Source organism: Amycolatopsis echigonensis, assembly GCF_002846615.1.
Classification (GTDB): domain Bacteria; phylum Actinomycetota; class Actinomycetes; order Mycobacteriales; family Pseudonocardiaceae; genus Amycolatopsis; species Amycolatopsis echigonensis.
Window position 1 is genome coordinate 126459 of record NZ_PJMY01000001.1, and the last position, 26178, is coordinate 152636.

The window sequence follows — 26178 nt, forward strand, 5'->3', positions numbered from 1 at the left end:
CAGCCGGAAGGCCCGGCTACGAGAACCGAGGAGCACCGATGGCTTTCACCCAGATCTACGTCAACCTTCCGGTCATCGACCTGGACGCGAGCACAGCGTTCTACGTGGCGCTCGGCGGAGTGCTCAACCCGCAATTCACCGACGAGACTTCCGCACAGGTCGCCCTCGGCGAGGCGGTGACCGTGCAGATCATGACGCACGAGCAGTTCAGCCAGTTCACCTCGCGGCCCGTCGCCTCCGGCGCGATCGAGTCGATCCTCGCGTTGCCCGCCGAATCAAAGGAGGAGGTCGACCGGCTGGCCGACGCTGCCCTGAAAGCGGGCGGGTCCGAGCCGCGCCCTCCGCAGGACATGGGCTGGCTCTACAACCGCGCGGTGGACGACCCGGACGGCCACAGCTGGGAACTGCTCTCGTTCGACGCCTCGGCCATGCCCGGCACACCGAAATGACGGACAGCGCAAGTGATTCGCCTCGAAACCGCCTCCCGCGCTCTGCGCAGACCGCCGCCGTCTCTTGCCGGACAGCGAAGAGTCGTCGCCCCGACCTTCCCCCTCACGGTTGCGGACCGGCCAGCAACTGCCCTCTACTCCTGCGGCGTCGCCACCTGCCCCGAACTCGGATCCCGCGGAAAGGTCAAGTCAGACAAGGCTTTCGTGAGGGTTCGCGGCCGAATTTCCAGTACGCGAACGGGGAGCACCCGGCGGTAGCGCGCGTCCACGGCACCGCTCAGCCGGGCATCGGAAGGTGCGCATAGCGTTTGAGAACCCAGGGTTCGCGCACGGGGCCAGGCCAGAGGACCACGCGGTAGAGATCCTCGCCCTGCACGCGGTCTTCGCTGATGGTGTCGAAGCCTTTCGCGTAGACGCGGGCGGTGTAGTCGCCGGACGGGACGGCGGTGCGGGGAACCGCTGGCCGGTAGTCGAATTTGGAGACCAGGATCCGGCCGCTGGCGACGCGGAGCCCGCTTTCGGTCACGTGGTCCCATCCCCCGAGGTCGTCGCCGGGTGCTTCGGCGCGGACGTCGAGGACGACGGGCAGCGTCATGCGGCGTGCGGTGCCGACGCCGAGCACGCCGTCGTCGGCGGCGACGAGGTCGTTCATCAGTCCTTTGAGGAACGCGCGGTCGGGATCGGGCCGCGCCGTGTCGTCCTGGACGAAAAAGCTGCCGTAGTCGGCGAAAACGTCGAGCTCCGCATGGGCGATCCGGGAGGGATCACGGTGCGGCGGGTCAGCCATGAGCGGTACCTGTACTCCGGGAGGTCTCCAGGGCTTCCGGGGTGAACACGTAACGCGTGAACCAGCGGTGCATCTGGCGTTGCAAGGGCAGGTCGCCATCGATGTGCACGTCCGGATGACGCAGCAGCTCGGCCCAGGACCGCTCGCCCAGCCACCATCTGGTCACCGCCATGGCCGGGGCCGCCAGCCAGATGTCGACGGCTGCCCCGGTGTCCTGCCCGCACAGGTTCACCCCGGTCCGCGACAGGTGCAGCCAGTACTTCTCGTCCCGGTCGGTGAAGTCGATGGCGACCACGACGGTCTGTTCCGGGAGGGCTTCGACGTTGATCCGACGCTGGATGTCCCAAGTCAGGGCGGCGGTGTCCAAGTCGTCCTCGGTCAACGCCGCGCTCTCGGTGGCCACCGCCCATCGGGCCAGTTCCCGCACCACCGGGGCCAGCGCGACGCCGGCGTCGGTCAACCCGTAGGAGTCGTCCACGACACCCGCGGCGCGCAGGGCCCGCAACCGTGCGGACAACGTCGCCCGCGGAATGCGGGGCAGGCCCCGGCGGATCTCGGTGAAGGTGGACGCGCCGAGCAGCAACTCCCGCACGATCAGCAACGCCCAGCGCTCGCCCAGCACGTCCAGGGCCCGCGCCACCGCGCAGAACTGCCCATACCCCGTCATGGTTCAAATGTTGAACTACCGCTCCGGTCGTGTCCAGCTGATGATCACATCCATGAGCGACGTGACGACAGCAATTGGAAACACCCCGTTGGTGCGGCTGAACAAGGTCGTGCCCGAGGGATGCGCGGAGATCTTCGTCAAGGTCGAAGGACAGAATCCGACCGGCAGCATGAAGGACCGGATGGCGCGGGCGATGATCGCCAGAGCAGAGGACGACGGGCGGCTGCGGCCCGGCGACACGGTCGTCGAGTACACGGGCGGCAGCACCGGCGCCTCCCTGGCGCTTGTCTGCACGGCGAAGGGATATCGCCTGCGGATTGTCACCTCGGACGCGTTCAGCGAGGACAAACTGGTCCAGATGGCGGCGCTCGGAGCCGAACTCACCGTCCTCCCGAGCGACCGGGGAATGATCACCAAGGCCCTCATTCTCGCCATGATCGACGAGGCTGAGCAGTTCAGCCGGCAGCCGCACACCTACTGGACCGACCAGCTCACCAACACCGACAGCATCGCCGGCTACCACCCGCTGGGCGAGGAGATCTGGACACAGACCGCGGGACGGGTCGACGTGTTCGTCCAGTCGATCGGGACAACGGCCTCACTGCGCGGCGCCGCGGCCCCGCTCAAGCGCCGCAATCCCGCGCTGCGAGTGGTCGCGGTCGAACCAGCCGAGTCCGCCGTGCTCTCCGGCGGGCAGCCGGGCGCGCACCGCATCGAGGGCATCGGGATCGGTTACGTCCCGCCGATGTGGGACCCGGACCTGCCGGACGAGATCGTCTCGATCGCCACCGCCGACGCCGAGGACATGGCCAGGCGCCTGGCCCGCCAGGAGGGTCTGTTCGCAGGGACCTCGTCCGGCGCGAACGTGCTCGCCGCCATCCAGGTCGGCCAGCGCCTTGGCCCGAGCGCGAGGATCGCGACCTTGCTGGTGGATTCCGGGCTGAAGTATCTCAGCACCGCTGTGTACCGGCGCGGATAAACGACCCTGTGTCCACCCGTGCGCGAACGCTTCGAATTTCTGCCGGTCGAGCAACTCGCGCGACGGGAACTCGATCCGGTGGTGAAACGGTGCCATCGGCATTACGGCTTCTACTGTCAGTGTTCGCAGGTGTACTGTCCGCATGTGCCGGTTGCGACCAAACCTGCACGGCTCAACCTCCACTGCCGGAGGTCTCCGCACGGGTCACGTAACCGGTTGTGCGCCGAGCGGCCATTCCGGCCATGTGCCCAGGAGCGCAGTGATGGTTTCTCGCCACCGACACGGCACCAGCGAGCTCGCCGCGCACGGGAAGGCCCGCCACCGCGCACCGGCGCTGCTGCGCGTCGTCCGGCGGGTCGATCACACCGGTAATCTGGTGGTGCTGACCGTGGCGGGTGACGTTGACCTGTCCACCCTGCCGGTGCTCGAACACCACCTGGCCGCCGCCGCGCCGCAGAACATGATCGTGGACCTGGACCAGGTCGGTTTCTTCTCGGTGGCCGGTGTCTCCGCGCTGATCCGGGCCTCCGGACACGCACGCGCCGCACGACGCCACTTCGCTGTGGTCGCCTCGAACTGCCCTGCCGCGCGGGTGTTGAGCCTGACCCGGGCCGAGCAGTCGTTCGCCGTGTTCGCGACGGTGCCCGACGCGATCAGCCAGCTGAGCTAGCGCTCGCTGCGGGCGTTGAGCGCTTCCTCGACGGTGTGATACAGCGCCAGGACGTCGTCGAGGCCGGTGACCTGGATGGGCCGGATCACCGGGCGGTTGGCGTCGACCACGATCCGCAGCGGTTCCCGTCGGGCGCGGCCGTGCCGGGTGGCGTCGACCAACGCGGTCAGCCCGGCGGAGTTGAGGAAATCGACGCCGGTCAGATCGAGGACGCACGGCTGCCCGGCTGCCCGGTCCAGCGTGGATTTCACCGCATCTGCGAGCAGGGGCGCGGTGTCCGCGTCGATCTCGCCGACCGCGACGACGACCGGGATGCTTCCCGCGACACGCTGGGCGATCCGCAGTTCCGCGGGGTGCGGCGCGGGTTCGGAAGGGCTCACTCTCCGTACGGTAGCGGCCAACGCCCGGACTCGCCGGTCCGGCGGCCTCAGCCCGGCAAAGGCGGGTGCGGGTCGCCAGGCGAGAGAGTCAAGTGCGGAGCCTTGCCGCTGCCGGCGGGCCGGTTCAGGACGAACTCGGCCCAGACGGTCTTGGACTTTCGATGCTGCTGAACGCCCCATCGATCGGTGAGCTGATCGACCAGCACCAGCCCGCGTCCCCCGGTGTGATCCGGCGTCCGCTTCCGCGGCGGCCACGGCGACGCGTCGTCCACCTCGATCCGCAGCCGCTGTCCGCTCTCGAGCAGTGCGATCCGGCAATACCGGGGCGAGGCGCCATGCCGGTGCGCATTGCTGACCAGCTCGTCCGACACCAGCACCGCGTCGTCGGCGGTGAGATCATCGCGACCCGCGAGCATATCGCGCACCAGTCTGCGGACCTCGCGAAAGGACGCGCCGTCCAGATCGCACATCACTTCGCAGGGCTGCTCGAAACGGACCGGCGGCTGCGGATCAAGCGACATCAGCGGAACAACCTCACATGTCAGGCACGAGAGCCTCCGTTACCCGGGCATGCGGCGGAGATACCCGAGAGTGGCTCGCAGCAAACTGACGTGTTCGTCACGGCTGCCGCAGCGGAAGGAGCGCCAGCGCTTCTTTCGTGTTGTGCTCCGCGATCCCCTGCATGAACGCCCGGTCAGGGAAGTCTCCGTCGAGGAGCCGCAGCGGACCGGCCACCAGCGACAGACGCATCGCGAGCATGTAGAAGTCGAGCCGCCGCGGATCGAGACCAGGCCGGACCAGCGCGGGGTACCGCTCGCCGAAGCGGAGCTGGAGGAAGACGTGTTCCCACTCGACGTCGAAGTACATCAAGCCCTCGATGTCGATCAGGACGGGTTGCCCGTCGGCATCGACCAGGACGTGGTCGGGTCCGAGTTCTCCGTGGACAAGTCCGTATTCCGTGCGCGGGCTCACCCGCTCGGCCAGTTCCCGCAGACGGTCGCGCAATGCGGCACCAGCGGCCGCGATGCGCCCGTCGCGCCGGGCTGCCTCCTCAAGGTCCCGCAGGGCGCGGTCGAGAACCCGTCGCTCGCACGAGACCTCAGACACGGGTCCGTTCCGTTCCAGCAGATCTACCCGGCCGTAGTGCTGGCCTTGGTGTCCGTGCATCACCTCAAGCGTCTCGGCAAGGTCGCCCAGGGCTTTCGCGGCGCGCGCGGGATCGGTTTCGAAGAGTGCTTCAAGCGTGCCGCCGGAGACGTCCTCGACCACGGCGACGTCCGCCGGATAGCGGGACCGGCTGTCATCCGCGAGGTGTACCCGCGGAACCCGTGCCCCGAGTCTGTCCAAGCTGCGCTGCGCGGCCAAGAACGGGGCCAACCCGGAGGCGGGCGCGAACGGGTCAGCCGGGTCGGCTTCTCGCGCGCCTGGCCAGAAGTTCTCCGCTTCGGCCCAGCTGTAGACGATCACGCTGGCTGTGCTCGTTCCGCCAAGGCGGACCCGGTACACCCCCTTCTTGCTCCCTCCGCGCAACCGGTCCACCGTGACTACGCGGCATCCCGCTCCCAGTGCGTCACGCACAATCCCCGCCAGGTCTTCGATTTCCGCGAATTGCCGCATCCGCAGAACCTACTGAAGCGACGCCACGCGCGCCGCTGGATTACTTCCGCATCCTCCGGTCCGTGGCCAGCAGGGCCGGTGGCCGCAGCGGGATTGGGGCCACGGCGCGAAAATCGGCGAGTGTCAGACGCAGCTGTAGTGCGGGTGGCTGGCGCGGTCGAACTGGGCGTTCCCACCGGACCTCACGGCGGCGAAGCCGGTGACACCGGGGAATTCGGCGTCACCGGCGAACGTCGGAGCGCAGCCACCGGTCAAGCGGGCAACTGCACCCCCGGCACCATCGCCGGATCGTTCCGGACGGACGCCGGGTTGGTTTCCCGCAATGCCCAGGCGCACAGGAACGTCACCAGCCCGGTCGCCGCGACGAACACCGCGACCAACGTGGTCGTGCCGGTCGACGCGATGAAAGCCGTCATGATGAACGGCGTCCCGCCGCTCCAGATGATCGCCGCCAGCTGGTAGGCCAGCGAGGCGCCCGAGAAGCGGATGTTCGGCGCGAACATTTCGCCGAGGAACGCGGCCAGCGGGCCGTAGATCGCCGACTGGAAGATGCCGCCCACGGTCACCGCGACCAGGAAACCCGCGATGGTCCCGGTGTTGACCAGCATGAAGTACGGGAACGCCCACAGCATCACGCCGGCCGCGCCGGCCATGACCATCGGGCGGCGGCCGAAGCGGTCGGACAGCGCGCCGCCGGCCAGGGTCGCGCCGACCGTGATCAGGGAACTGAACAGCGACGCCGTCAGCAGCGAGCTTTGCTGCATGTGGAGTTTCACCGTCGCGTAGCTGAGCACCCCGGCGATGCTGATGTAGAACAGCACGTTCGTCGCGGCGAGCAGACCGCAGCCGAGCAGGATTTTGCCCCAATGGCGGCGGATCGCCTCGCCCAGCGGAGCCCGCACGGTCTTGCCTGCCTTCCGGTCGGCGGCGTGCCGCAGCTGGCGGAACTCCGGGCTTTCCTCGACCTTCGCCTGGATGTAGAGCACCACCGGGAACAGCACCGCGCTGAAGAAGAACGGGACCCGCCAGCCCCAGCTCAGGAAGGCCGCGGGCGAGGTCGACGCGGTCGCCAGCAGGAACGCGACGTTGCCGAGGATGACACCGAACGGGACGCCCATCTGCCCGAACGTGCCGGCGAATCCGCGCCGCTTCGGGCCGGCCGATTCGGTCAGCAGCAAGACGATGCCGCCCCACTGGCCGCCGCACGCCACACCTTGGACGAACCGCAGCACGACGAGCAGGATCGGCGCGAACACCCCGATCGACGAGGCGCCGGGCAGGCAGCCGATCAGGAAGGTCCCGAGCCCCATGCCGAACAGCGACGTGACGACGACCGGTTTGCGGCCGTAGCGGTCGCCGAAGTGACCGGCGAGCGCGCCGCCGATCGGGCGGGCGACGAAGCCGGCCCAGAACGTGCTGAACGACAGCAGCGTGCCGATCAGGGGCGAGCTGTACGGGAAGAACACCTTCCCGAACACCAGCGCCGCGGCCGTGCCGTACAGGAAGAAGTCGTACCACTCGATCGAACTGCCGACGAGGCCGGCAGCAAGCAGTTTCCGCGGCATTCGGCCGTGCGGAACGGGCCCGTTGCGCGCCCCGTCCGGCCCCACCGGTGATGCGGTCATCAGCCACTCCTTTGTGCACTGAAGGGGTTTTCGCGGTGGACGAACGCTGCCGAGCCTCCTCGATGAGCGCCGCTGCCGGCTGCGGCATTCGAACCTGACGTCAGGTTCAGGTCGGCGAGCGGGTGCAAGTGTGCGACACGCTGACACGAGTGTCAATGGACCGGCGGCGCGGGCCCGTGCCGGACTTCGAAGCGTTACCCGCGATGGTCCGGAAAGCGCAGCGCGTTGGCCCAGATGCGGGTGAGAGTGTCGACGAGATGGTCGAAATCGGGCGGCCCGCCCTCGTCCAGCGCGAGCGTGCTGAAGGCGACGCGGCTGACCATCATGGACAGCGCGCGGGAGGTCAGCTCCGGGTCGAGGTCCGGATCCGCGAGGCCGCGCTTCTGCAGGTCGGCGATCCCCCGCGCGTTGCGGTCGATGAACGCCTGCGCTCGCCGGCGGCGCAGCCGCTGGAAGGCCGGGTCGATGTTGGCGACCTGGTCGAGCAGCGCCATCAGCTTGGCGTTGCGGCGATAGGTTTCCAGGTAGGCCCGGTTGCTGGCCGCCAGCACGGCGTACGGATCGCCGGTGTCGGCCACCCGTCCCATGCCCGGGTGCCGCATCTCCTCCTCCGCGACCGCCAGCACCGCCGCGAAGATCTCCTCCTTGTTCTTGAAATACAGGTAGAACGTGCCGGTCGAGCACTTCGCCTCGGCGGTGATGTCCGCGAGCCGCGCGTCGAGATAGCCGACGCGCTCGAACACCGCCCGCGCCGCCGCGATCAAGCTCGCGCGCGTGCGCACTCCGCGTTCGGTCGCCGGGGGTTCGCGCAGCAAAGCCGGGTTCGCCAGCGACGGAGGTGGCGAACCTTCCCAACCGTCGAGGTCCATCAGCAACTTATACGGGCAACGCGACGGTGCCTTCAACTCGCGGCCTGCGCGGAGGGAAGCCGGTCAGCCGGTCGTGGGCAGGGTGAGGACCTGGCCCGAGTCGCCGGTGCTGACAGTCACCGGCGCGAGGGCCAGCCCGCCCCGGTAGTTCAGGTCGCCGCTCGCCAGCAGGACGCGGATCGCGTGGCCGGCGGCGAACTGGTGCACGATGGCGGGCAACGTGATGTGCACCGGCGCGGTCGGGTCGGCCACCCGTGCGGGCGCGATCAGGTTGTGCACCAAGCTTTCCGTGCCGTCCGGGGCGACGTCGTAGACCTTCGCGAACAGCACGAGCTGACCGGCCGGCCCGGTCGCGCTGGTCAGCGCCGCGGTAGGCGCCTGCAGCCGCACGTCGAGCGTCGGCGTCCCGGCCACGTCGACGGCCGCGGGCAGGGCGGCCCCGGTCCACGACGCGTACGTGCCGGGAAGGTTGGAGTCCGGCGGCAGGTTCGGGGAGAACGCGTCGATGCCCGAGGAGCTGGTCGGGAATCCCGCCGGCGGGGTGACGAAGCTCTGCGAGCCCGCCGCGATCCGCGCCGGATCGGTGACCAGGCCGGTGCCGGAAAGGTAGTACCGCGTCGGGCTTCCGACCGGGTAGGCGGGCGCGGTGCCGTAGGCCGGGGTCGCGATCCCGGTGTAGGGCACCCAGTCGCGGAAGTAGGCGAACCCCGGGGAGGTGTCGGCCGGGCCGTTGGCGAGGTACTGGCGGAACCAGCTCGCCACCCGGGCGGTCTCGTATTGCGTGCCCGGGTCCGGATTGGACAGATCGAGCTCGCCCGGCGCCGGCGTCGAGCCCGAGTGTCCCCAGGACTGCCAGACCATTTTCACCGGTGTGCCCTGGGCTTTCAGCGTCTGGTAGGTCGCGGCCGCCTCGTTGAGGTTGAACAGCGTGTCGTTCTCCCCCTGCATCAGCAGCACCGGGACGTGGATCCGGCTGGAGTAGGTGCTGACCGACGCGTGCCGCAGCAAGGCCAGCAGGTCGCTCGTGGGATAGCCGAGCGTGCCCGCTTCGGCGAGCCCGGTGCAGACCTCGGTCGGGAAGTTCGGGCAGCCGATCACCCGCGACGGGTCGTACTGGAAACCGGTCGCGCTGTCGAGCAGCGCGCCCTCGGAGAAGAACAGCAGCGGCCAGGTCAGCTTGGTGACGCCGGAGCCGTTGGAGGTCACGCCGCCGCGCAGGTCGGTGTTGTTCGGGGTGAGCGAGTACGAGAGGTCGTTCCAGGTGATCAGCGGGACGAGCGTGTCGATCCGGGGGTCGACCGACGCCGCCGCGAACTGGACCTCGCCGCCGTAGGAGCCGCCGATCATGCCGACGCGCGGGTCGTACTGGTCGTGGTTGCCCGCGTGGTCGACCTGGTCGTGCACGACGGACTCGAGTCCCGCCACCGGCTGGGTATGCGCCGCGTCGGCGTAGGCGATGCCGTTCTGGCCGCCCAGGAAACTCACCAGCTGGCTCGCGGCCTGTCCGTCCCAGTCGGGGTCGTCGAGGGTGATCTTGCAGCCCGAACCGCCGAAGCCGAGCCCGGAATAGGACAGCACCGCGTAGTCCTGGCCGGCGAAATAGCGCGCGAGCCCGGCCTGGTCGTCTTTGGAGCCGCCGAACCCGTTGGTGGTCAGCACGGCCGGCACCCGATGCTGCGGTCCCGCGTCCGCGGGCAGGTAGAGATCGCCGACGATGTCGCAGCGCTCCGCTCCGCCCGGCCCGGCGAGGACGCTGAAATGCAGCGTCGTCACGGAAAAGCTGGCTGCGCTCGCCGCGGCTGTGCCCGGCACCGCCGAGAGCAGCATCGCTGCGGCTGCCAGTGCCCACGTTCGTCGCATCACGCCCGCCTTCCGCCCGCCGCTCCCAGCACCACCCCCAACGGGCGGGCGGCGAATCGGTTACGCGTCTTCGCGCCCGGCCGTGAGCGATCGTCACGATTGAGCGACAAGTCTGGTAATTCGAGCGGGTGAATGTTTACGGTCCGTCGCGATTTTTCCGATCGCCAGCCGCGCGACAGCGAGGAGATCGTAATGCGTTCGCGTGCCTTGATCGTTCCCTTGACCATCGCAGTCGTACTGGGCTGCGCGACGGCCGCCGCGGCGTCGACCCCATCGACGCAGACGGTGAGCCCGTCGACGACCTCGGGCGGGCAGGTGGTGGCGACGTGGACCGGCACCTTGCCGGGCGGGGCGAACTCCGGATCCGACTGCACCACGTCGGTGTCCGACAGCCTCAACGACCACCACGGCATCGATCTGCAGCTCCCCGCCGGGTTCTACCCGACGCACCGGCTCACCGCCGCGTTCACGATCACGCCGGACGCACCGACCGCGGACGTAGTCCTGACGGTCACGCGTCCGGACGGAACCCACAGCAACTCCGACACCGGCGGGGTCGGGGCGGCCGAGCAGATCGTCGCGGCCAACCCCGCTGCCGGCAGCTACGACGCGACAGCCTGCGTCTTCGCCGGCGGCCCGACGACCTACACCGGCAAACTGGTGCTCACCACGGATCCGCCCGGGGCGATCCCCGGCGGGTTCGGCTCGCCCGGAACCAAGAGCCCCGGCTACCGCAACTACTCCTCCCCCGCCGGCCTCGGCGACTCCGCGGGCGAACCGTCCATCGGCGTCGACTGGACCGCCGACCAGAGCGGCAACGGCGGCACCGCGATGTTCCAGGCCGGCACGCAAACCCTGCGCCTCGCCTTCGACCGGGCTGGCAACGCGTCGTGGAGCAACGTCACGGCACCCGTCGAAGGCATCACGACCCTCGACCCCATCCTCGACACCGATTCCGTGCACGGGCGCACCTTCGTCGCCCAGCTCGCCGGAACGCAAAGCCTGTTCTCCTACACCGACAACGACGGCGCCAGCTGGGTCGGGCCGACCCAAGGCGGCGCCCCGTCCGGCGTCGACCACCAGACCGTCGGCCACGGGCGGTACCCGGCCGGTCTGTCCGGGCTGACCTACCCGGACGCCGTCTACTACTGCTCGCAGTACCTGGAGGGCGCGTTCTGCGCTCGCAGCGACACCGGGGGGCTCACCTTCAACGGCCCGCGACCGGTGTACGACAGCATCACCAGCGGATGCGGCGGACTGCACGGACACCTCCGGACCGCCCCGGACGGCACCGCTTATCTGCCGAACAAGAGCTGCAACGGACATCAGGCCGTCGCGGTGTCCACCGACGGCGGCGACAGCTGGCAGGTCCGCCAGGTTCCGCTGTCCACCGGAGGCACCAGCGATCCGTCGGTCGCCGCGGACCAGCAGAACACGGCGTACTTCGGGTTCGTCGACGGCAGCGGCCACCCGGAGATCACGACGTCGGCCGACCGCGGCCAGACGTTCACCACACCCGTCGACGTCGGAGCCGCGCTCAACATCCAGAACGCGGTGTTCCCCGAGGTCATCGCGGGCAGCGGCGGCCGCGCCACTTTCGGGTTCCTGGGCACCACCACACCCGGCGACTTCCAGGACTCCTCGTTCGGCAAGTCGGCCGACGGCAGCACCTACACCGGCGGCGAGTGGCACCTGTACCTCGCCACCACCTACGACGGCGGGCACACCTGGACCACCGTCGACGCCACACCGAAGGACCCGGTGCAGCGCGGCTCGATCTGCCTGGAAGGCGTCGGGTGCTCGGGCAACGACCGGAACCTGCTCGACTTCAACGACATCACGGTCGACAAGTACGGGCGCGTCCTGTTCGCCTACGCCGACGGCTGCACCGGAGCCTGCGTCACTTCCCGCGCGGTCGCCGACAACTCCCACACCGCCAAGGCGGTCGCCGTCCGCCAGACCGCGGGCACGGGCTTGTTCGCCCAGTACGACAACAGCAACTAACCCCGCGTGGGCCGGGCGTGGGCCTGACCTGACCTGGCCTGGCCCGGCCCACGCGGTCACCGGTTGAAGACGTCCATGCCGAACGTGTTCACCCTGCTATCCACAGTGGATAGTCACCGGCGTTCATGCGAAGCGCACGACGTCCCATTCCAGGATCCGTGCTTCGGCGAGACCCTCGACCACGAACGGATCAGCCGCGATGAATCGTTCCGCGTCCTCGCGCGAACTGAAGATGCCCATCGACCCAGCCGCCGGATCCGGGACGGAGAACGGACCGAGCGCGAGCAGGCCGCCGCCGTCGGCGCGGAACTGTTCGTAGAACGTCCTGTGCCGCGGGTACACCTCGAGTATTCGAGAACGGTCGATTCCTTCGCGCAAGCGGTACATCACGACGAATTCCATGCCACACATCCTATGCCGTCCCAGGGCCTGCGCGGCTATTCCCGGAGACCGTCCACCCTTCTACTCCGAAAAGGGCCCCGGTGCGAAAAACGCCGACTAGGACGCCGCCCCGGTACGGGTATCAACGCCGGGACGGCGACGAGGTGAAATACGACGTGTGCGCAAGGCACAAAGCGTGGGTCGACGGGCAGCGGGAATTCTCGGGCTGCTTGGACAGTGGAGGGACCTGGGACGTCGACAAGCAGCGTTGCGCGCATGCATGAACGAGTTGCTGTGTCGCCGACCTTGCGCCCCCGCAGGTCGCAGTCGAGCGTGGGCACCGCCGCGGAGGTATAGGCCGAGGACGCTGCCCGGTCCGGTCGACGAGCTGCGTGCGCACGTTGCGTCCGTCCACTTAGGTCAAACAGGCCGCGGTACGACCACTCCCGATGGGATTGTCAGGTGCATCGGCGCCTGGTGGTCGTGTGCTCACGTCCGACTGGAGCGTGCGAACCAATCAGTTCTCCGCAGCCGCGCGGAGGATCGCCGCAGCTGAGCGCTCGACGTCCGTCTCGGTGGTCGACCAGTTGGAGACCGAGATGCGCTGGTAACGGCGACCGCGCCAGGTGGTGCCGCCCAGCCAGCAGGTGCCGTCGCGTTGAACCGCGTCGATGATCGCCTCCGTCCGGTCGTCGTCGCCGAAGCCGACGAGCACCTGGTTCAGGACGACGTCGTTGGCGATCTCAGCACCGCCTTCGGCGAGGAGCGCGGCGAACAGACGCGCAAGCCGGCAGCAGCGGTCGACGAGGTCGGCGACACCGTCGCGCCCCAATTCCCGCAAGGCCGCCCACACCGCGAACACCCGTGCGCGTCGCGACGCCTCGAGCGTGAGGTCGCCCATGCCGGACAACTCGGCAGAGCCTGCCAAGTAAGGGGCGCGATAGGCGATGGTCTCGGCGTGCAGTGCCGGGTGCGCGCAGAACGCGAAGCCCGAGTCGTACGGGACGTTCAGCCACTTATGGCCGTCGCACGCCCAAGAGTCGGCCAGTTCCAGGCCGTCGACCAGCGCCGCTGTCGTGGGGCTGGCCGCGGCCCAGAGCCCGAAAGCACCGTCGATGTGGACCCAGGCACCGTGGCTCTTCGCGAGTGCGCAGGCGGCGCGCAGGTCGTCGCAGGCACCGGTGTTCACGTTCCCCGCCTGCAGGCAGACGATCGTCGGACCCTCGCCCGCGGCCAGCACCCTGGCCAGGTCCTCGACGTCGATCGCACCCTGCGGACCCGCGGCCACCTCCTCGATCGCCCTGGTGCCGACACCGAGCAACCTCAGCGAGCGGTCGATGGTCGCGTGCCGCTCGACGCTCGCGACAACGCGCAGAGCGGGCGCCCCGGCGAGGCCGTCCCGCTCGACGTCCCACCCGGCTGCGGCGAGGACCTGATGACGCGCCACCGCGAGCCCGACCGTGTTGGCCGCCTGTCCCCCGGTGACGAACCCGGTCGACGCGGTGGCCGGAATCCCCAGGAGATCCCTGAGCCACCCGCCCGCGACGTCCTCCGCGGCGGCCGCGGCGGGCGACAGAGCGGGATTGAAACTGTTCTGATCCCACCCCGCCGCCAGGAAGTCCGCCGCGACCGCGGACCGCAAGGCACCGCCGATGACCAACCCGAAAAACCGCGGCCCCGCCGTCGCCACGAGTCCTTTCTCGGCGATGCGAGCGAGTTCCTCGACAACGGCGTCAGGAGGGCTGGAGCCGCGGGGAAGTTCTTCTCCGAAAGCCTTCCGCAAGGCCTCGAGGTCGACCGGCTGCGCAACCGGTCGATCACCCAGACCGGCCACGTAGTCAGCAGCCAGCTCCGCGGCCCGAGTGAAGAGAGAGTGCTCCTCGTGCATGGACGTCCTTCCCGATGCCACGACTACCCGGTGGCCAGGTTCTCATACGCCCGAGGGGAAATTCCCGGATTCCTGTCTCGGCGCGGAACATCCATCGAGGTCGGCAGGATCGTCTAGGCCGCGCTCGGTCCGGGACTCCACCGGCGACAACACGCAATGCTCACCGGCAACCGGTGCCGCGCGAACGGATCACCGAGTCCTCCCGAGGGAGCCCGGGCTCGCGTGATCGTCGATCGGACCGCAGGCTCGGACCTCCACGCCGCCATACAGGACTTCATCACAGCCCGCGGCGTGAGAACGACACTCGTGACCCGACGATGCCTGCCCGATGCGCGGCAATTCAGCGCGCTCTATGCCTGTACCGGGCCGCCGTCGTCCGAACGCGCCAGGTGCTCGACCATGTCCAGTTCGCGGCGGACGTTCGCGAGGATGCGTTCCACCGTCGGGGATTCCGGGGTCCGGTTGTCGCTCCGGACGGTGCGCACGGCCATCTCGGCGAGCTGGTCGGCCGTGTCCTGTTCGTCGTCGCCGTCTTGGTGCCACCAGGCGATCCAGTTGAGCATGCCGATGACGCCCAGTGCCGCGGTGCGGGCGTTGACGTTCCGGAATGTTCCGTCGGCGATGCCTCCCTCGATCACCTCGACGAGCTCCTTGAGCACGCGCCGACGACTGGCCCGGTAGGACCTCGCGAGGTGCTCCGGCAGATCGGACTCCGAGCGGATCATGAGCCGGAACCGGTTGGGATTCGCCATCTGGTTCAACGCCAGCGAACGCGCCATGCGCCGCAGCTTGGTGTCGGGGCTCAGGTCCGCCAGCGAGTTGATCTCGTGGAGCAGCTGGGCGGGCTGGTCGGCGATCTCGCTGACCAGCTGGGCGAACAGGTCGTCCTTGCTGGCCACATAGTGGTAGACCGCCTGGCGGGTCAGGCCGGTCGCGTCGGCGATGTCCTGCAGCGTCGTCCCGGCGACGCCGCGCTCGGCGAACAACCGGGCGGCGTTCTCCTTGATCTGCCGTTCGACGAGTTCGCGTCGCACGTTCGGCCGGCCCCGCCGCTTGGGCGCGGGGCCGGCCGCGTCGGCGGCTGGGGAAGTCATAGCGGCCAAGGCTAGTCCATCACCCGGTGAACGCGACGAGGTCGACACGCTCGCTGGCGACCGCACCCGCGGCGACAGTGCGGAGCCCGGCGGGCACGTCCGCGACCACCAGCGCACCGGTCGCGCGGCGGATGCGCTCGCCCGCGTCCAGCCGGTCCAGGGTCGCCTCGCGGTCGTCGGGACCGGTCAGCCAATACGCGGTCGCGTGCGGCAGGACGGCGATCAGGTCGGCCGTCTCGGGGGTCCACGGACGGGCCGAGATCTCGACCGGCACTGTCCCGCCGGCGTTCCGCAGCGTCTCGGGAGCGATGCGGCGGGGGAACCGGTGCGCGCCGCAGGCCAGGGGCTGGTCGAGGATCCATTCGGCGACCGAGGCCGGGGACGGAACCTCGTCGATCGCGACCCCGGCGAACGCCGCCAGGCCGGGCCGGGCGACCTGCGGCGCGGACTCGGCGAACCGGTCGACGGTGACCTTTCCCGCCCTCGTCATGTAGGCGATCATCAACTGCTCCACCGGCATCGCCAACCGGTCCGGGAACGAATCCCACCACGCCATCGAGCGCTCGGCGATGGCTTGCAAGTGCTCGACGGCGGGCCGCCGCTCCGCCTCGTACTTGGCGAGGGCCTCGCCGAGATCGCCGGAGGCGAGCACCGCGCGATCGAGCGCGATCGCGTCCTCCATGGCGAGTTTCGTCCCGGATCCGATCGAGTAGTGCGCGGTGTGCGCGGCATCGCCGAGCAACACCGTGTTGCGCGTGTGCCAGCTGCGGCAGCGGATCGTCCGGAACCGGAGCCACTTGGTGCGGTTGCCGATCAGGCGATTTCCTTGCAGCGTCTCGGAAAACGCCTCCTGGAGGTAGCTGAGCGAGAGCTGATCGCTTTCCCCGTTGGGCGTTTCCCGGGTCGAGACGTCGAATCCCGCTCGCCGCCACGTTTTCTCGTCGGTTTCGATCAGGAAGGTGCTGCGATCGGGGGCATAGGGATAGGCGTGCGCGACGAAGGTTCCGTGCTCGGTGGCGACCGGGGTGAAGATCGCCCTCGGCAACGCGAAATCGGTGCCGCACCACAGATACAAACCCTCGCCTTCGGTGATCTCCGGCCCGAACTCCTCGGCCAGGTCGGTCCGAGTCGCGCTCGAGATCCCGTCGGCAGCGACGACGAGGTCGGCGTCGATACCGGACGCCGACCGGCGCTCGCCGAAGCGCAATTCGACTCCGGCGTCCTCGGCGTACTTTTGCAGTACTGACAGCAAAGTCGCGCGCCCGATAGCGAGCAGTTCGCCGTGGGCCAGGCGTACCTCGTTGTCGCCGACGCGCATCGACATTTCGTGCCCGTGCGCGGCGGCGACGATGCCGTCGAGCGATTCCTCGTCGGCGAGCCGCAGGTTCCGCTGGGTCCGCGACGCCAGGCCGACCCCGAATCCGAACGTCTTGTCCGGCACGCCTTGTTCGTAGACCGTCACCTCGGCCTCGGGATGACTGCGTTTGAGCAGCCGCGCGGCATAGAGCCCACCCGGCCCTCCGCCCAAAACCGCGATGGTGTCGAGCTTCATGATTCGGCTCCTTGCGGGGTCGATTCGGCCGCGAGCAGTGCCGCTGCGTCGGCGCGTAGGCGCTTCTTGTCGATCTTCCCGACATTGGTCTTCGGCAGTTCCGGCACCCAGACCAGGCGTTCGGGCCACTTGTACTTGGCCACGCCGAGTGCGTCCATGTGCTGCTGCACCTCGGGCATCGTCAAGATCGCGCCGGTCTCGGAGACCAGGAACGCACAGGCCTTCTCCCCCAGCCGCTCGTCGGGCACGGCGACCACCGACGCGACCGCGACGTCCTCGTGCTTCATCAGGAGCACCTCGACCTCCTCGGCGTTGACTTTCTCCCCGCCGCGGTTGATCAGGTCCTTGATCCGGCCCTCGATCGAGACGTGTCTCCGGCCGCCGACCACGTGGATCGCGGCGAGGTCCCCGGTTCGGTAGAAACCGTCCGAGGTGAACGCCGCCGCGTTGTGCTCGGGCGCGTCGAAGTACCCCGGAATGGTGTACGGACCGCGGCAGCAGAGTTCGCCGACTGCGCCGTCCGGGACTTCGGTCTCGGTGCCCGGATCGAGGATCCGGACTTCGTCCGACGGCGCGATCGGCGTGCCGACGGTCGTCCTCCGCACGGGCTCCGGATCGTCCGCCCGGGTGACGAGGAACATGCCTTCGGACATCCCGAACATCTGTCCCGCCCAGTGCGTGCCGCCGTCGTCGACGCGGCTGAACAGGTCCGCCGGAACCTTGGCTCCCGACAGGACCGCGCGCCGGAGCGTACGCAGGACCGGCTCGAATTCGGCTGACCGCAGGGCTTGGTAGTGCCCGTGCCCGATCAGAACGTCGGTCACGCTGTGCTCAGCCATCAGCTCGAACGCCGCGACGTGATCCGGGGTAGCCAGGATCAACGTCGCGCCTACCGAGTGGGCGGCGTGCAGCGCGCACGAGATGCCGGCGTTGTGGATCACGGGAATGAGGTGCGCGAGCCGGGTATCGGCGTCCCAGCCCAGCGCCTGCGCGTACAGGAGGGCGTTGTTCCAGTACTCGGCGTGAATCCGCGGGATCACCTTCGGCACTCCGGTTGTCCCGCCGGACAGCTGGAACACCGCCACGTCCCGCGGATCGGTTTCGGCCTCGACGCTTTCCACGAACGCCCGCGCCTCGGCCGGACCGATATCGGCTCCGAGGTCTTCGATCCGGTGGGCACCGGAAGCCGGTGCTCCGACCGTGAGGACGGTGCGAAGTGTCGGGTGTCCGTCGGCGACGCGGCGGGCGAACTCGACCAGGTCGAATCCGAGCCCGGCTTCGACCAGGTGCGCCTTCGCGCCGACCTTGCGGCTGATGTGGCCGATCTCGTGCATCCGGTGCTGCGCCAGCGTCGCGACGGGCACCAGGCCCGCCTTGAGACAGCCGTACCAGGCCAGCACGATCGCCGACCGGTTGGTCGCCTGGAACAGCACGGGGTCGAGCCGCCGCAGGCCGAGGCGGCCCAGCGCCGCGGCGATCCGGTCGGTGCGCTCGTCGAGTTCCCGATACGTGAGCGTGCCCTCGGCGGTGATCAACGCGAGGCGATCACCGTGCCGCTGCGCGGATTCGTGCAGCCGCGCGCTGATCGGCGTCTCGCTCCATTCGCCGCTCGCCAGGTAACGCGTCGCGCGATCAGCGGGATACGGGACCACTCGCCCATCCCAATCGAATGCGGTCACTGGACGCTCCTCAATCGATCGGCGCGGCGGGCAGCAGCGCGGTCAGTTCGCCCACGTGGTCCGGGTGGTCGGCCGGAACGACGCCGGAGTACACCGCGGTCCAGCAACCCGGGCAGCACTGCTGGCGGAATACCACCTCGGCGTCCACGTACTCCGACGGCGCGGAGCGGATCTGCGGCCCCGCGGCGCTTGAGGGTCCCTCGTAACGGGCCAGCGACAGCTTGCCGGACTTGGTGTCGCCCAGCAGACGGCCGCAATGCGCGCACGCGATCACGCGGGCCTCGCCGATGGAGACCTCCGCCAGGTTGTCGTCGATCCGCCGGGCATTGCGCAGATCCACTGTCGCCTCTTGGGAGACAGGAGCCGCGGCGCGGTCGCGGCGCGCGTCCAGCATGCTCGCCCGCAAATCGGCGGTGCCGGCCGCGTCGAGTTCGCCGTTCGCGATCACCACGCCGTAGTTCGCGCGGGCGCCCTCGACGGTCACCTTGCCGTTCGCCACGTCCCAGGCCACCGCGTCCGGTTGACGGCGCAGCGGGTCGCCGTAACCTCCGCCGCCCTGCCAGTGCATGTACAGCACTTCGCCGGGTGCCAGGTAGCTCTCCGCGTAGCAGGCGCCGATTTCCTTGGTGCCGTTCAGTTCGTCGAGGCTGCCAGGCAGCTTGCCGGACGAAAGCAGTTCCCGCACACCGGAATCGCGCGCCAGGATCTCGAGGCCGGTGTTGCCGGGGAGGCCGCCGGCGAGGCCGCCGTTCTGCGCGACCGCCTTCCCCGCCGAAGCGAACACCAGGCCCATCGGCACGCTGCTGCCGTACGGGGTGACCGCGAGCGAGGCGCTCACGCCGCCGCGCATCCGGCCGGGCCCGCCCGAGTCGGGCTCCTCCCTGCGCCAGAGAGTCAGCAACGGGTAGAGGAATTCGGTCATTTCGGTGTCCGGGATCCGGCCCATCGGGATGCAGAACAGGCCGCCGGTGTCCATGCCGTCGGCCACCGGGCGCGCGCCGTAGCCGCCCGCCATGGGCTCCATCAGGATGTTCAGGAACGGCACCGGCTGCTCGCCGCGCTGGTCCAGTCCGGCGACGATGGCGGTGTCCCAGGTGCCGCAGCACGAGGCCTGGACGTTCTTGCCGAGGTCGACGTCGCGGTCGAGCATCTGCGCGAGGCATTCTGCGATCAGGTTCCCGGTGAGCCAGGCGGGCCCGATCGGGCCTCGGCTGACGGCGGCGGGGAAAGTGGCGTTGTTGATGGTGCCCTCTTCGGAGATCAGCTCGAAACAGCGCATGAGCCCGCCCGCGGCCCAGGGGATGTCTCCGGCCAGCACGGGAAGGAGGGCGAGCATCACGCCGCCGCGCATGCCGGCGTAGGTGCAGTTGATGACGCCGGTCTGCGGGTCCGTGCCGGTGAAATCGAAGATCAGCCGGTCGTCCGTTTTGGTCATCGCGACGGTGATCTTGTGCAGGCCGCGGTCGCCGGTCGACGCCTGGTCCTGGTAGCCGGTGGCCTTCCAGGTCCCGTCGGGCAGCCCGCTCAGCTTGGCGCGCAGCCGCGCTTCGGAGTCGTTCATCATCCGCTTCATGACGGCCTTGACGGTGTCCGCGCCGTACTGCTCGATCACCGCGAGGAGCCGGTCGCGGCCGACGGTGTTGGCCCCGATCTTGGCGCGCAGGTCGAGCCCGACGAGCATCGGCACGCGCGAGCGGCGGGTCCAGGCGTCGGCGACGTCGCGCTGCAGGACGCGGTCGCGGACCACCTTGATCGGCGGCGTCGGCACCGATTCGGAGAAGACGTCCGTGGCCCCGGGGTCGAACGAGCCGAGCCCGGAACCGCCGAGGTCGGGTTCGTGGCAGATGGCGCTGGTCCACGCGAACAGCTTGCCGTCGTGGAAGATCGGCTGGTACACGATGACGTCGCTCTGGTGCAGCCCGCCGCCGACCCAGGGATCGTTGCACAGGAACATGTCCCCGTCGGCGATGCCCGGATTGGCGGACCTGTTCCGCAGGGTCCAGTAGATCGCGAGGTCGACGGCTCCGACCAGCATCGTGTTGTAGAGGCCCACCTGGACCTCTTGGCCCGCCTCGTCGCTGACGGCGAAGTCGAAGTCGTTGGCGTCGGTGACGATCGGGGAACCGGACATGCGCTTGAGCGCTTCCCCCATCTCGTCGGTGACCGACCACAGCCGGTGCCGGATGACCTCGTAGGTGAGCGGGTCGACGGCGTCGATCTGCTCCTGGGTGACGGTGTGCAGCGGGACGGCGCCGCCGACGGCCCGGCTGAGCGCGTCGGGGTCGAGCGGGCGGCTGGAGAAGATTTCCGAGCCGGGGATCGGTGCGGTCATGGCAGTTCTCCTCGGGTAGGTCAGGCCTGGTCGACGGCGAGGTGCAGGTTGCCGAGCCGGTCGATGGTTCCGGTCGTGCCGTGCGGGACCACGACGGTGGTGGTGGGCACCTCGATCACCGCGGGGCCGCGAAGCACATGGCCCGCCCGGAGCCTGGGGTAGTCGTAGATGGCGGTGTCGACATAGCCGTGGCTCGCGCCGAGGCACACCTTCCGGGTGCCGGTGAGCGCCGGGGACGCGTCTTCGGAATCGGCTTTCTCGAGTTCGGGCAGCGTCGGCGAGAACGGCAGGACGCCGGTGCCGCGGACGCGATAGGTGATGGCTTGGATGCCAGCCTCGCGGAATCCGCTGTCCTTGCCGAAAAGCGCGGCGTACCGGGCCTCGAACAGGTCCGCCGCCTTGGCCACGTCGCCCGCGGTCAGCTCGCCAGCGGGAATCGGGGTCGCCACCTCGGCCAGCTGCATGGTGTAGCGCATGTCGATCTCTCGCTCGATTTCGACGGCCGAGAACTGCATGCCCTGCCGCTGCAGCATCTCGCGGACGGCGCCTTCGAGTTCCTCGAAATTGCGCTGCACCCGGACCGGGTCCAGCGGGAGCGCCGCCGGATCGGAAAGTTCCTTCGCCAGCACGATGTCCGACGACGCGAGCCCGTACGCGGAGAAGGCGGACGCGACTTGGCCGAGCGGGACGACGACGTTGGCGACGCCGATTTCCTGCGCGTACCGGCCGCAGTGCGCGGGGCCGGAACCGCCGAAGGCGTAGACGATGAAGTCGCGCGGATCGTGTCCCGCCTCGACCACGGTTTTCCGCAGCAGGTCGCCGGTCTGCGCGTTCTGCACCTCGTAGATCGCCGCGGCCGCTTCTTCGACGCTCAACCCGAGGGGCTCCGCGATGCGGGTGCGGATCGCGTCGCGCGCGAGCCCGGCATCGAGCGCGCGCCGCCCGCCCAGCAGGCCGCGTTCGGGAATGATGCCCAGCACCAGATTCGCGTCGGTGTTCGTGGGTTCGGTGCCGCCGTTGCCGTAGCAGGCCGGGCCGGGGACCGCCTGCGCGCTGTGCGGGCCGATCTGGAGGTTGCCGCCCGCGTCGATCCACGCGATCGCTCCGCCGCCGGACCCGATCGCGTGGACTTCGAGCGTGGGCACGTTGATCGGATGGTGGTTGATGATCGTGGTCGACGACCGCACCGGTTCGCCGTCGACGACGAGCCCGGCCAGGAAGGTGGTTCCGCCCGCGTCGGTGGCGATGATGTTGCGGTGGCCCAGTTGCTCGCCGAGCGACACCGCGCCGACCACGCCGCCGGTGAGCACCGAGCCCACCGTGGAGATCGCGTTCCCCGGAGCCTCGGAGGCGGCGACGGCACCGCCGTTGCTCTGCATCACCAGCAGCGGTCCGGCAAGCTTTTCCTTGCGCAGCTTGCTTTCCAGCTCGCCGAGGTAATCGCGAAGGCCCGGACCGACCTGGGTGCTCATGATGGTGGTCGCGTTGCGCGCGAACTCGCGGATGCGCGGCGACACCTCGCTGGAGATCGCCACGAACAGCCCGGGGTCGATCTCGTGCGCGATCTCCCGGATCCGCAGTTCGTGCGCGGGATTGCGGAAGGACCACAGCAAGGACACCGCGATCGCGGAGATGCCGTCGGCGACGAGCGCGCGCACCGCCTCGCGGACCTCGCCCTCGTCCAGCGGGACGACGACCCGGCCGTCGCGGTCGACGCGCTCGGTGACCTCCAGCGCGTGGCGCTTGCGGACCAGGCCGTGCGATTTGCTCTGCCCGATCGGGTTCTGGAGCTCCTCCGGCGCGCGGCCGAGGTAGCGGCCCTCGACGTTCATGATGTAGATCGAGTCGCGGTGGCCCTTGGTCGTCAAGAAACCGATGTCCGGGACCCGGTTCATCACCAGCGCGTTGAGCGACGACGTGGTGCCGTGCGCGATGTGGTGGGTGTTCGCCAGCATCTCCGCCACCGGGACGCCGAGCTGCTCCGCGAGCACGCCGAGCACGTCCATCACGCCGTCCGAGTAGTCCGGCGGCGTCGAGGCGGTCTTGCCCGCGAGCACCAGGCCCTCGCCGTCGTCGAGGACGGCGTCCGTGAACGTGCCGCCGACGTCCACTCCGATTACGTATGCCATGAGCTCCGCTCTCCCTTGAGCTGAACGATCCTAGGTGACCCAGATCACTAGTTCGACTACCACGTCGATTATTCGACGATAGCGCAGAGAAAGTCAAGCGGATGTGCCCGTCGCCTCTGCCTGCACGGATGACTTGACTGCTTGACGTTAGCGTCGAATACTCGTCGTTGACGCAAGCATTGAAGGGATCCTCATGACCACCCACCGGATCGGGCTCGTCGTACCGAGCAGCAACGTCACCGTCGAGACCGAGATGCCGGCCATCCTCGCGAGGCACCCCTCCGCGGACTTCTCGTTCCACTCGACGCGGATGCGCATGCACACCGTCTCGCCGGCGGGCCTGGCGGCGATGAACGCGCAGCGCGAGCGCTGCGTCATGGAGATCGCGGACGCTTCGCCGGAGGTGATCCTTTACGCCTGCCTGGTGGCTGTCATGGTCGGCGGCCCGGGTGAGCACCGGCGCGTCGAATCCGCTGTCGCCGAACAGCTCGCCACCGGCGGATCCGAGGCCCTTGTCCGGTCCAGCGCGGGTGCGCTGGCAGAGGGTCTGCGCGCGCTGGGCGCCCGGCGAGTCGCCTTGGTGACGCCGTATCTGAAACCGCTCGCTCAGCAGGTCGTCGAGTATCTCGAGGCCGAGGGTTTCGAGATCGCCGACTGGCGCGCGCTCGAAGTGTCCGACAACAACGAGGTGGGCTGCATCCCCGGCGAGCAAGTGATGGCGGCCGCGCGGTCGCTGGATCTGTCCGATGTGGACGCCCTCGTGCTCAGCTGCTGTGTGCAGATGCCGTCGCTCAGCCTGATCGAGCCCGCGGAGCAGGAGTTCGGGATTCCCGTTCTCTCCGCCGCGACCGCCGGCGCGTACAGCATCCTGCGCAGCCTCGGCCTCGACGTTTCGATCGACGGCGCGGGCAGCCTCCTGCGCGCCCGCGCCACCGTCTGAACTCACGTGAAAGGAGAACCGGCATGCCTGAATCGCAGCAGCATCTGGTGAAGGGCGTTGACCACGTCGCCTTCCCCACGTTCGACCCGGCCGGGACGGTCCGCTTCTACCGCGACACCCTCGGGTTCCCCGTGGTGCACTCGATCTGCGCCGCGGGCTGGGGCCCGGAGCAGCACCCGGACTTCATCCACTTCTTCTTCGACATCGGCAACGACGACCGGCTCGCGTTCTTCTACTACTTCGGGCTCGAGCAGTTCGAGGGCGGCCCGCAAGGCGACGTCTACGCGAAGTTCTCCGAAGACGTGCCCGTCTTCTTCATCCGCTCGCGCCACCTCGCGATCCACGTGGACAGCGAGGACCACCTCCTGGAGTACCGCCGCCGCCTCGACGGGAGCGAGTGGCCGGTCGAAATGCAGATCCAGCACGAGACCATCGAGTCGATCTACACCCACGACCCCAACGGCTACATGGTCGAGATCACCCGGGCCCTGCGGCCGGTGACCCCGCAGGAGGACCTCGACGCGAACATCACCATCGACGCCCTGGTCGACGTCGTCTCCGGGCCCGCTCCGTCGATGGACGCGCTGCTGGTCCGGAAGGCGGAACTCATCGTGGAGCGCGCCGAACAATGGCAGCGAGACCAGCCCGCGGAGGTGTCCGCGCGATGACCGCGGTTCTCTTGCTCGACGTTCCCGAAAACCGGCCGATCGTGGCGGTCGCCGCCGAGGCCGACACCGTCACCGTCGACCGGGTCGGCCCGTACTTCAAGGTCAGCGCTCCAGGCCCGATCGTCATCGACCGCCGCGCCACCGGCTGTCGGCACGCCGTGTGGTACAGCAGCGTCGCGGGCTTGCTGCACGCGAAAATCACGCAGTGGGACAAGGACGCCATGCGGCTGGAGGAACGATGACCGCCGCGACGACAGCGCGTCTCGGCGCCGGGCGGTACATCGAAGCGGCCGAGATCCCGCCCGGGACAGTCACCTCCGTGCACGAGCTGACGACCGCCGACGGCGCGAAGGTTTCCGGCGTGCTGCGGGCGCTCCCCGGCGCGGACACGGTCGTGTCGATCATGCATCCGCGGATGGACACAGCGCACCACGTGCTCGTGCCCGAGTTGGTGTCGCGGGGTTTCGCGGTGTGGACACAGGGCACCCGGTCCCCGAACAACGACCTGAACCTGATCCACGAGCAGGCCCTTCTCGACGTCGCCGCCGGCCAGGTTTTCCTGCGGGAGAAGGGATTCGCCGCCAGGATCACCCTCGGCCATTCCGGCGGCGGCACCCTCTTCGCCTTCTACCACGAGCAGGCGGGGCTGCCTCCGGAACAACGCATCGCCGCGGCCCCGTCGGGACGGCCAGTCGACCTTCCCTCGGCGGACCTGCCGATCCCGGACGGGGCCGTGTTCCTCGCCCCGCACCCGGGACAGGGTGCGCTACTGCAGCGGCTCATCGACCCGTCGGTCGCCGACGAAGCAGACCCGCTGTCCGTGCTCGACGACCTCGATCCGTTCGCCGCGGCCAACGGTTTCGCCGCTCCCCCAGCGTCTTCTGCCTACTCCGCGGAATTCGTCTCCCGGTACCGCGCCGCGCAGGCGGACCGGATCGCCCGGATCGACGCCGAAGCCCGGGCCCGGGTCGCGCTCGCCGCCGAAGCCCGGACCCGATTCAAGGTCACCCAAGACCCCGCGGACCGCCGGGCCGCGCTGGCCCCCCGCATCCTCACGATCTACCGCACCGACGCCGACCTCCGGTTCGTCGACCTGTCGCTCGACCCGAACGACCGGCCGTACGGATCGTTGTTCGGCCGGCGACCCGACCTCACCGACTACGGACTGGTCGGCTTCGCCAGGCTGGTCACCCCCGAAGCCTGGCTGTCGACCTGGTCGGCGAACACGACCAACGCCGATTTCCTGCGCTGCGCCCCGGGCGTCCGGGCTCCCTCCCTGTTCGTCGAACTCACCGGCGACGCCGCCTGCTTCCCGAACGACGCGAAAGCGATGGTCGCCGCGCTCGGCACCGACGACGTCGACCACCGCCGCGTCGCCGGAACCCACTTCGGCGGCCCCCTCCGGCCCGGCGACCCGACCGGAGCCAGCCTCGCGGCAGCCGAAATCGGCGAATGGCTCGCGGACCGGTTCCCGGGATGACACGACTGGTCATCACGGTTGCCGCCGTCACAGCTTCAGCAGGCAAGCCAGGTTGCCGACGCTAGTCTCGCATCGGCCCCTCGCTTGTCGCCCGACGGAGCGCCAAGCGAGCGGCGAGACTGTATCGC

General features: G+C 69.2%; 23 protein-coding genes. 8 read left to right on the forward strand and 15 right to left on the reverse strand.

Going from position 1 to position 26178, the window contains the following annotated elements; genetic code table 11:
• Positions 1-38: 38 nt before the first annotated feature.
• Positions 39-449, forward strand: coding sequence for a VOC family protein (locus tag ATK30_RS00530; protein ID WP_101433756.1), 411 nt, complete (start codon positions 39-41; stop codon positions 447-449).
• A 277-nt stretch (positions 450-726) separates the two neighbouring features.
• On the opposite strand, the gene ATK30_RS00535 is transcribed toward ATK30_RS00530, so the two are convergent.
• Together ATK30_RS00535 and ATK30_RS00540 are read right to left on the reverse strand one after the other, a co-directional pair.
• A complete protein-coding gene (locus tag ATK30_RS00535; RefSeq protein ID WP_101433757.1) occupies positions 727-1236 on the reverse strand; it encodes a hypothetical protein in 510 nt (169 codons plus the stop codon).
• A complete protein-coding gene (locus ATK30_RS00540) occupies positions 1229-1903 on the reverse strand; it encodes a winged helix-turn-helix transcriptional regulator (RefSeq protein ID WP_101433758.1) in 675 nt (224 codons plus the stop codon). The genes ATK30_RS00535 and ATK30_RS00540 overlap by 8 nt, the downstream gene beginning before the upstream one ends.
• A 52-nt stretch (positions 1904-1955) precedes the next feature.
• Here ATK30_RS00540 and ATK30_RS00545 point away from each other — a divergent pair, with 52 nt between their 5' ends.
• Both ATK30_RS00545 and ATK30_RS00550 read left to right on the forward strand, forming a co-directional pair.
• Positions 1956-2882 carry a PLP-dependent cysteine synthase family protein gene (locus tag ATK30_RS00545; protein WP_208637211.1) on the forward strand — a complete coding sequence of 309 codons (927 nt, stop codon included), beginning with the start codon at positions 1956-1958 and terminating at the stop codon, positions 2880-2882.
• A gap of 262 nt (positions 2883-3144) precedes the next feature.
• A complete protein-coding gene (locus ATK30_RS00550) occupies positions 3145-3552 on the forward strand; it encodes an STAS domain-containing protein (RefSeq protein WP_158242416.1) in 408 nt (135 codons plus the stop codon).
• Here ATK30_RS00550 and ATK30_RS00555 read toward each other — a convergent pair.
• The 6 genes from ATK30_RS00555 to ATK30_RS00580 form a co-directional block, all read right to left on the reverse strand.
• Complete coding sequence (locus ATK30_RS00555) at positions 3549-3932, reverse strand: anti-sigma factor antagonist (RefSeq protein ID WP_158242417.1); 384 nt, start codon at positions 3930-3932, stop codon at positions 3549-3551. The genes ATK30_RS00550 and ATK30_RS00555 overlap by 4 nt on opposite strands.
• Positions 3933-3979: 47 nt before the next feature.
• A complete protein-coding gene (locus ATK30_RS00560; protein ID WP_101433761.1) occupies positions 3980-4453 on the reverse strand; it encodes an ATP-binding protein in 474 nt (157 codons plus the stop codon).
• 97 nt (positions 4454-4550) lie between these two features.
• Entirely contained in the window at positions 4551-5549 is a 999-nt protein-coding gene (locus tag ATK30_RS00565; protein ID WP_101433762.1) for a phosphotransferase family protein, read from the reverse strand.
• 251 nt (positions 5550-5800) lie between these two features.
• Positions 5801-7174 carry an MFS transporter gene (locus tag ATK30_RS00570; RefSeq protein ID WP_101433763.1) on the reverse strand — a complete coding sequence of 458 codons (1374 nt, stop codon included), beginning with the start codon at positions 7172-7174 and terminating at the stop codon, positions 5801-5803.
• 194 nt (positions 7175-7368) lie between these two features.
• The gene (locus ATK30_RS00575) at positions 7369-8043 is read right to left on the reverse strand and encodes a TetR/AcrR family transcriptional regulator (RefSeq protein ID WP_101433764.1); all 675 of its coding nucleotides are present in this window, start codon (positions 8041-8043) and stop codon (positions 7369-7371) included.
• A 63-nt stretch (positions 8044-8106) separates the two neighbouring features.
• Positions 8107-9903: a CocE/NonD family hydrolase gene (locus tag ATK30_RS00580; protein ID WP_244194452.1), complete on the reverse strand. Its 1797-nt coding sequence runs from the start codon at positions 9901-9903 to the stop codon at positions 8107-8109.
• Between the two features lie 192 nt (positions 9904-10095).
• On the opposite strand from ATK30_RS00580, the gene ATK30_RS00585 reads away from it, so the two are divergent.
• On the forward strand, positions 10096-11907 hold the full coding sequence (locus ATK30_RS00585; RefSeq protein ID WP_101433765.1) for a sialidase family protein: 1812 nt from the start codon (positions 10096-10098) through the stop codon (positions 11905-11907).
• 123 nt (positions 11908-12030) lie between these two features.
• Here ATK30_RS00585 and ATK30_RS00590 read toward each other — a convergent pair whose 3' ends face one another.
• The 7 genes from ATK30_RS00590 to ATK30_RS00620 all read right to left on the reverse strand — a co-directional run bounded on the left by ATK30_RS00590 (position 12031) and on the right by ATK30_RS00620 (position 22962).
• The gene (locus ATK30_RS00590; protein WP_101433766.1) at positions 12031-12309 is read right to left on the reverse strand and encodes a YciI family protein; all 279 of its coding nucleotides are present in this window, start codon (positions 12307-12309) and stop codon (positions 12031-12033) included.
• A gap of 496 nt (positions 12310-12805) precedes the next feature.
• On the reverse strand, positions 12806-14176 hold the full coding sequence (locus ATK30_RS00595; protein WP_101433767.1) for a pyridoxal phosphate-dependent decarboxylase family protein: 1371 nt from the start codon (positions 14174-14176) through the stop codon (positions 12806-12808).
• A gap of 350 nt (positions 14177-14526) precedes the next feature.
• Entirely contained in the window at positions 14527-15270 is a 744-nt protein-coding gene (locus ATK30_RS00600) for a TetR/AcrR family transcriptional regulator (protein ID WP_101433768.1), read from the reverse strand.
• A 19-nt stretch (positions 15271-15289) separates the two neighbouring features.
• Positions 15290-16822, reverse strand: coding sequence for an FAD-dependent monooxygenase (locus tag ATK30_RS00605; RefSeq protein ID WP_101433769.1), 1533 nt, complete (start codon positions 16820-16822; stop codon positions 15290-15292).
• Positions 16819-18501: a (2,3-dihydroxybenzoyl)adenylate synthase gene (locus ATK30_RS00610; RefSeq protein WP_101433770.1), complete on the reverse strand. Its 1683-nt coding sequence runs from the start codon at positions 18499-18501 to the stop codon at positions 16819-16821. The genes ATK30_RS00605 and ATK30_RS00610 overlap by 4 nt, the downstream gene beginning before the upstream one ends.
• 10 nt (positions 18502-18511) lie before the next feature.
• Positions 18512-20833 carry a hydantoinase B/oxoprolinase family protein gene (locus tag ATK30_RS00615; protein ID WP_101433771.1) on the reverse strand — a complete coding sequence of 774 codons (2322 nt, stop codon included), beginning with the start codon at positions 20831-20833 and terminating at the stop codon, positions 18512-18514.
• A 20-nt stretch (positions 20834-20853) separates the two neighbouring features.
• Positions 20854-22962 carry a hydantoinase/oxoprolinase family protein gene (locus ATK30_RS00620; RefSeq protein ID WP_101433772.1) on the reverse strand — a complete coding sequence of 703 codons (2109 nt, stop codon included), beginning with the start codon at positions 22960-22962 and terminating at the stop codon, positions 20854-20856.
• A gap of 193 nt (positions 22963-23155) precedes the next feature.
• Here ATK30_RS00620 and ATK30_RS00625 point away from each other — a divergent pair, with 193 nt between their 5' ends.
• From ATK30_RS00625 to ATK30_RS00640, 4 genes are read left to right on the forward strand one after another with little or no spacing between them, the layout of a single operon-like run.
• Positions 23156-23902: a maleate cis-trans isomerase family protein gene (locus ATK30_RS00625; protein ID WP_101433773.1), complete on the forward strand. Its 747-nt coding sequence runs from the start codon at positions 23156-23158 to the stop codon at positions 23900-23902.
• Positions 23903-23925: 23 nt separating this feature from the next.
• Complete coding sequence (locus tag ATK30_RS00630) at positions 23926-24570, forward strand: VOC family protein (RefSeq protein WP_101433774.1); 645 nt, start codon at positions 23926-23928, stop codon at positions 24568-24570.
• Complete coding sequence (locus ATK30_RS00635; RefSeq protein ID WP_101433775.1) at positions 24567-24812, forward strand: hypothetical protein; 246 nt, start codon at positions 24567-24569, stop codon at positions 24810-24812. Before ATK30_RS00630 ends, ATK30_RS00635 begins: the two co-directional genes overlap by 4 nt.
• Positions 24809-26050: an alpha/beta hydrolase gene (locus ATK30_RS00640; RefSeq protein ID WP_101433776.1), complete on the forward strand. Its 1242-nt coding sequence runs from the start codon at positions 24809-24811 to the stop codon at positions 26048-26050. Before ATK30_RS00635 ends, ATK30_RS00640 begins: the two co-directional genes overlap by 4 nt.
• The last annotated feature ends 128 nt before the right edge of the window (positions 26051-26178 follow it).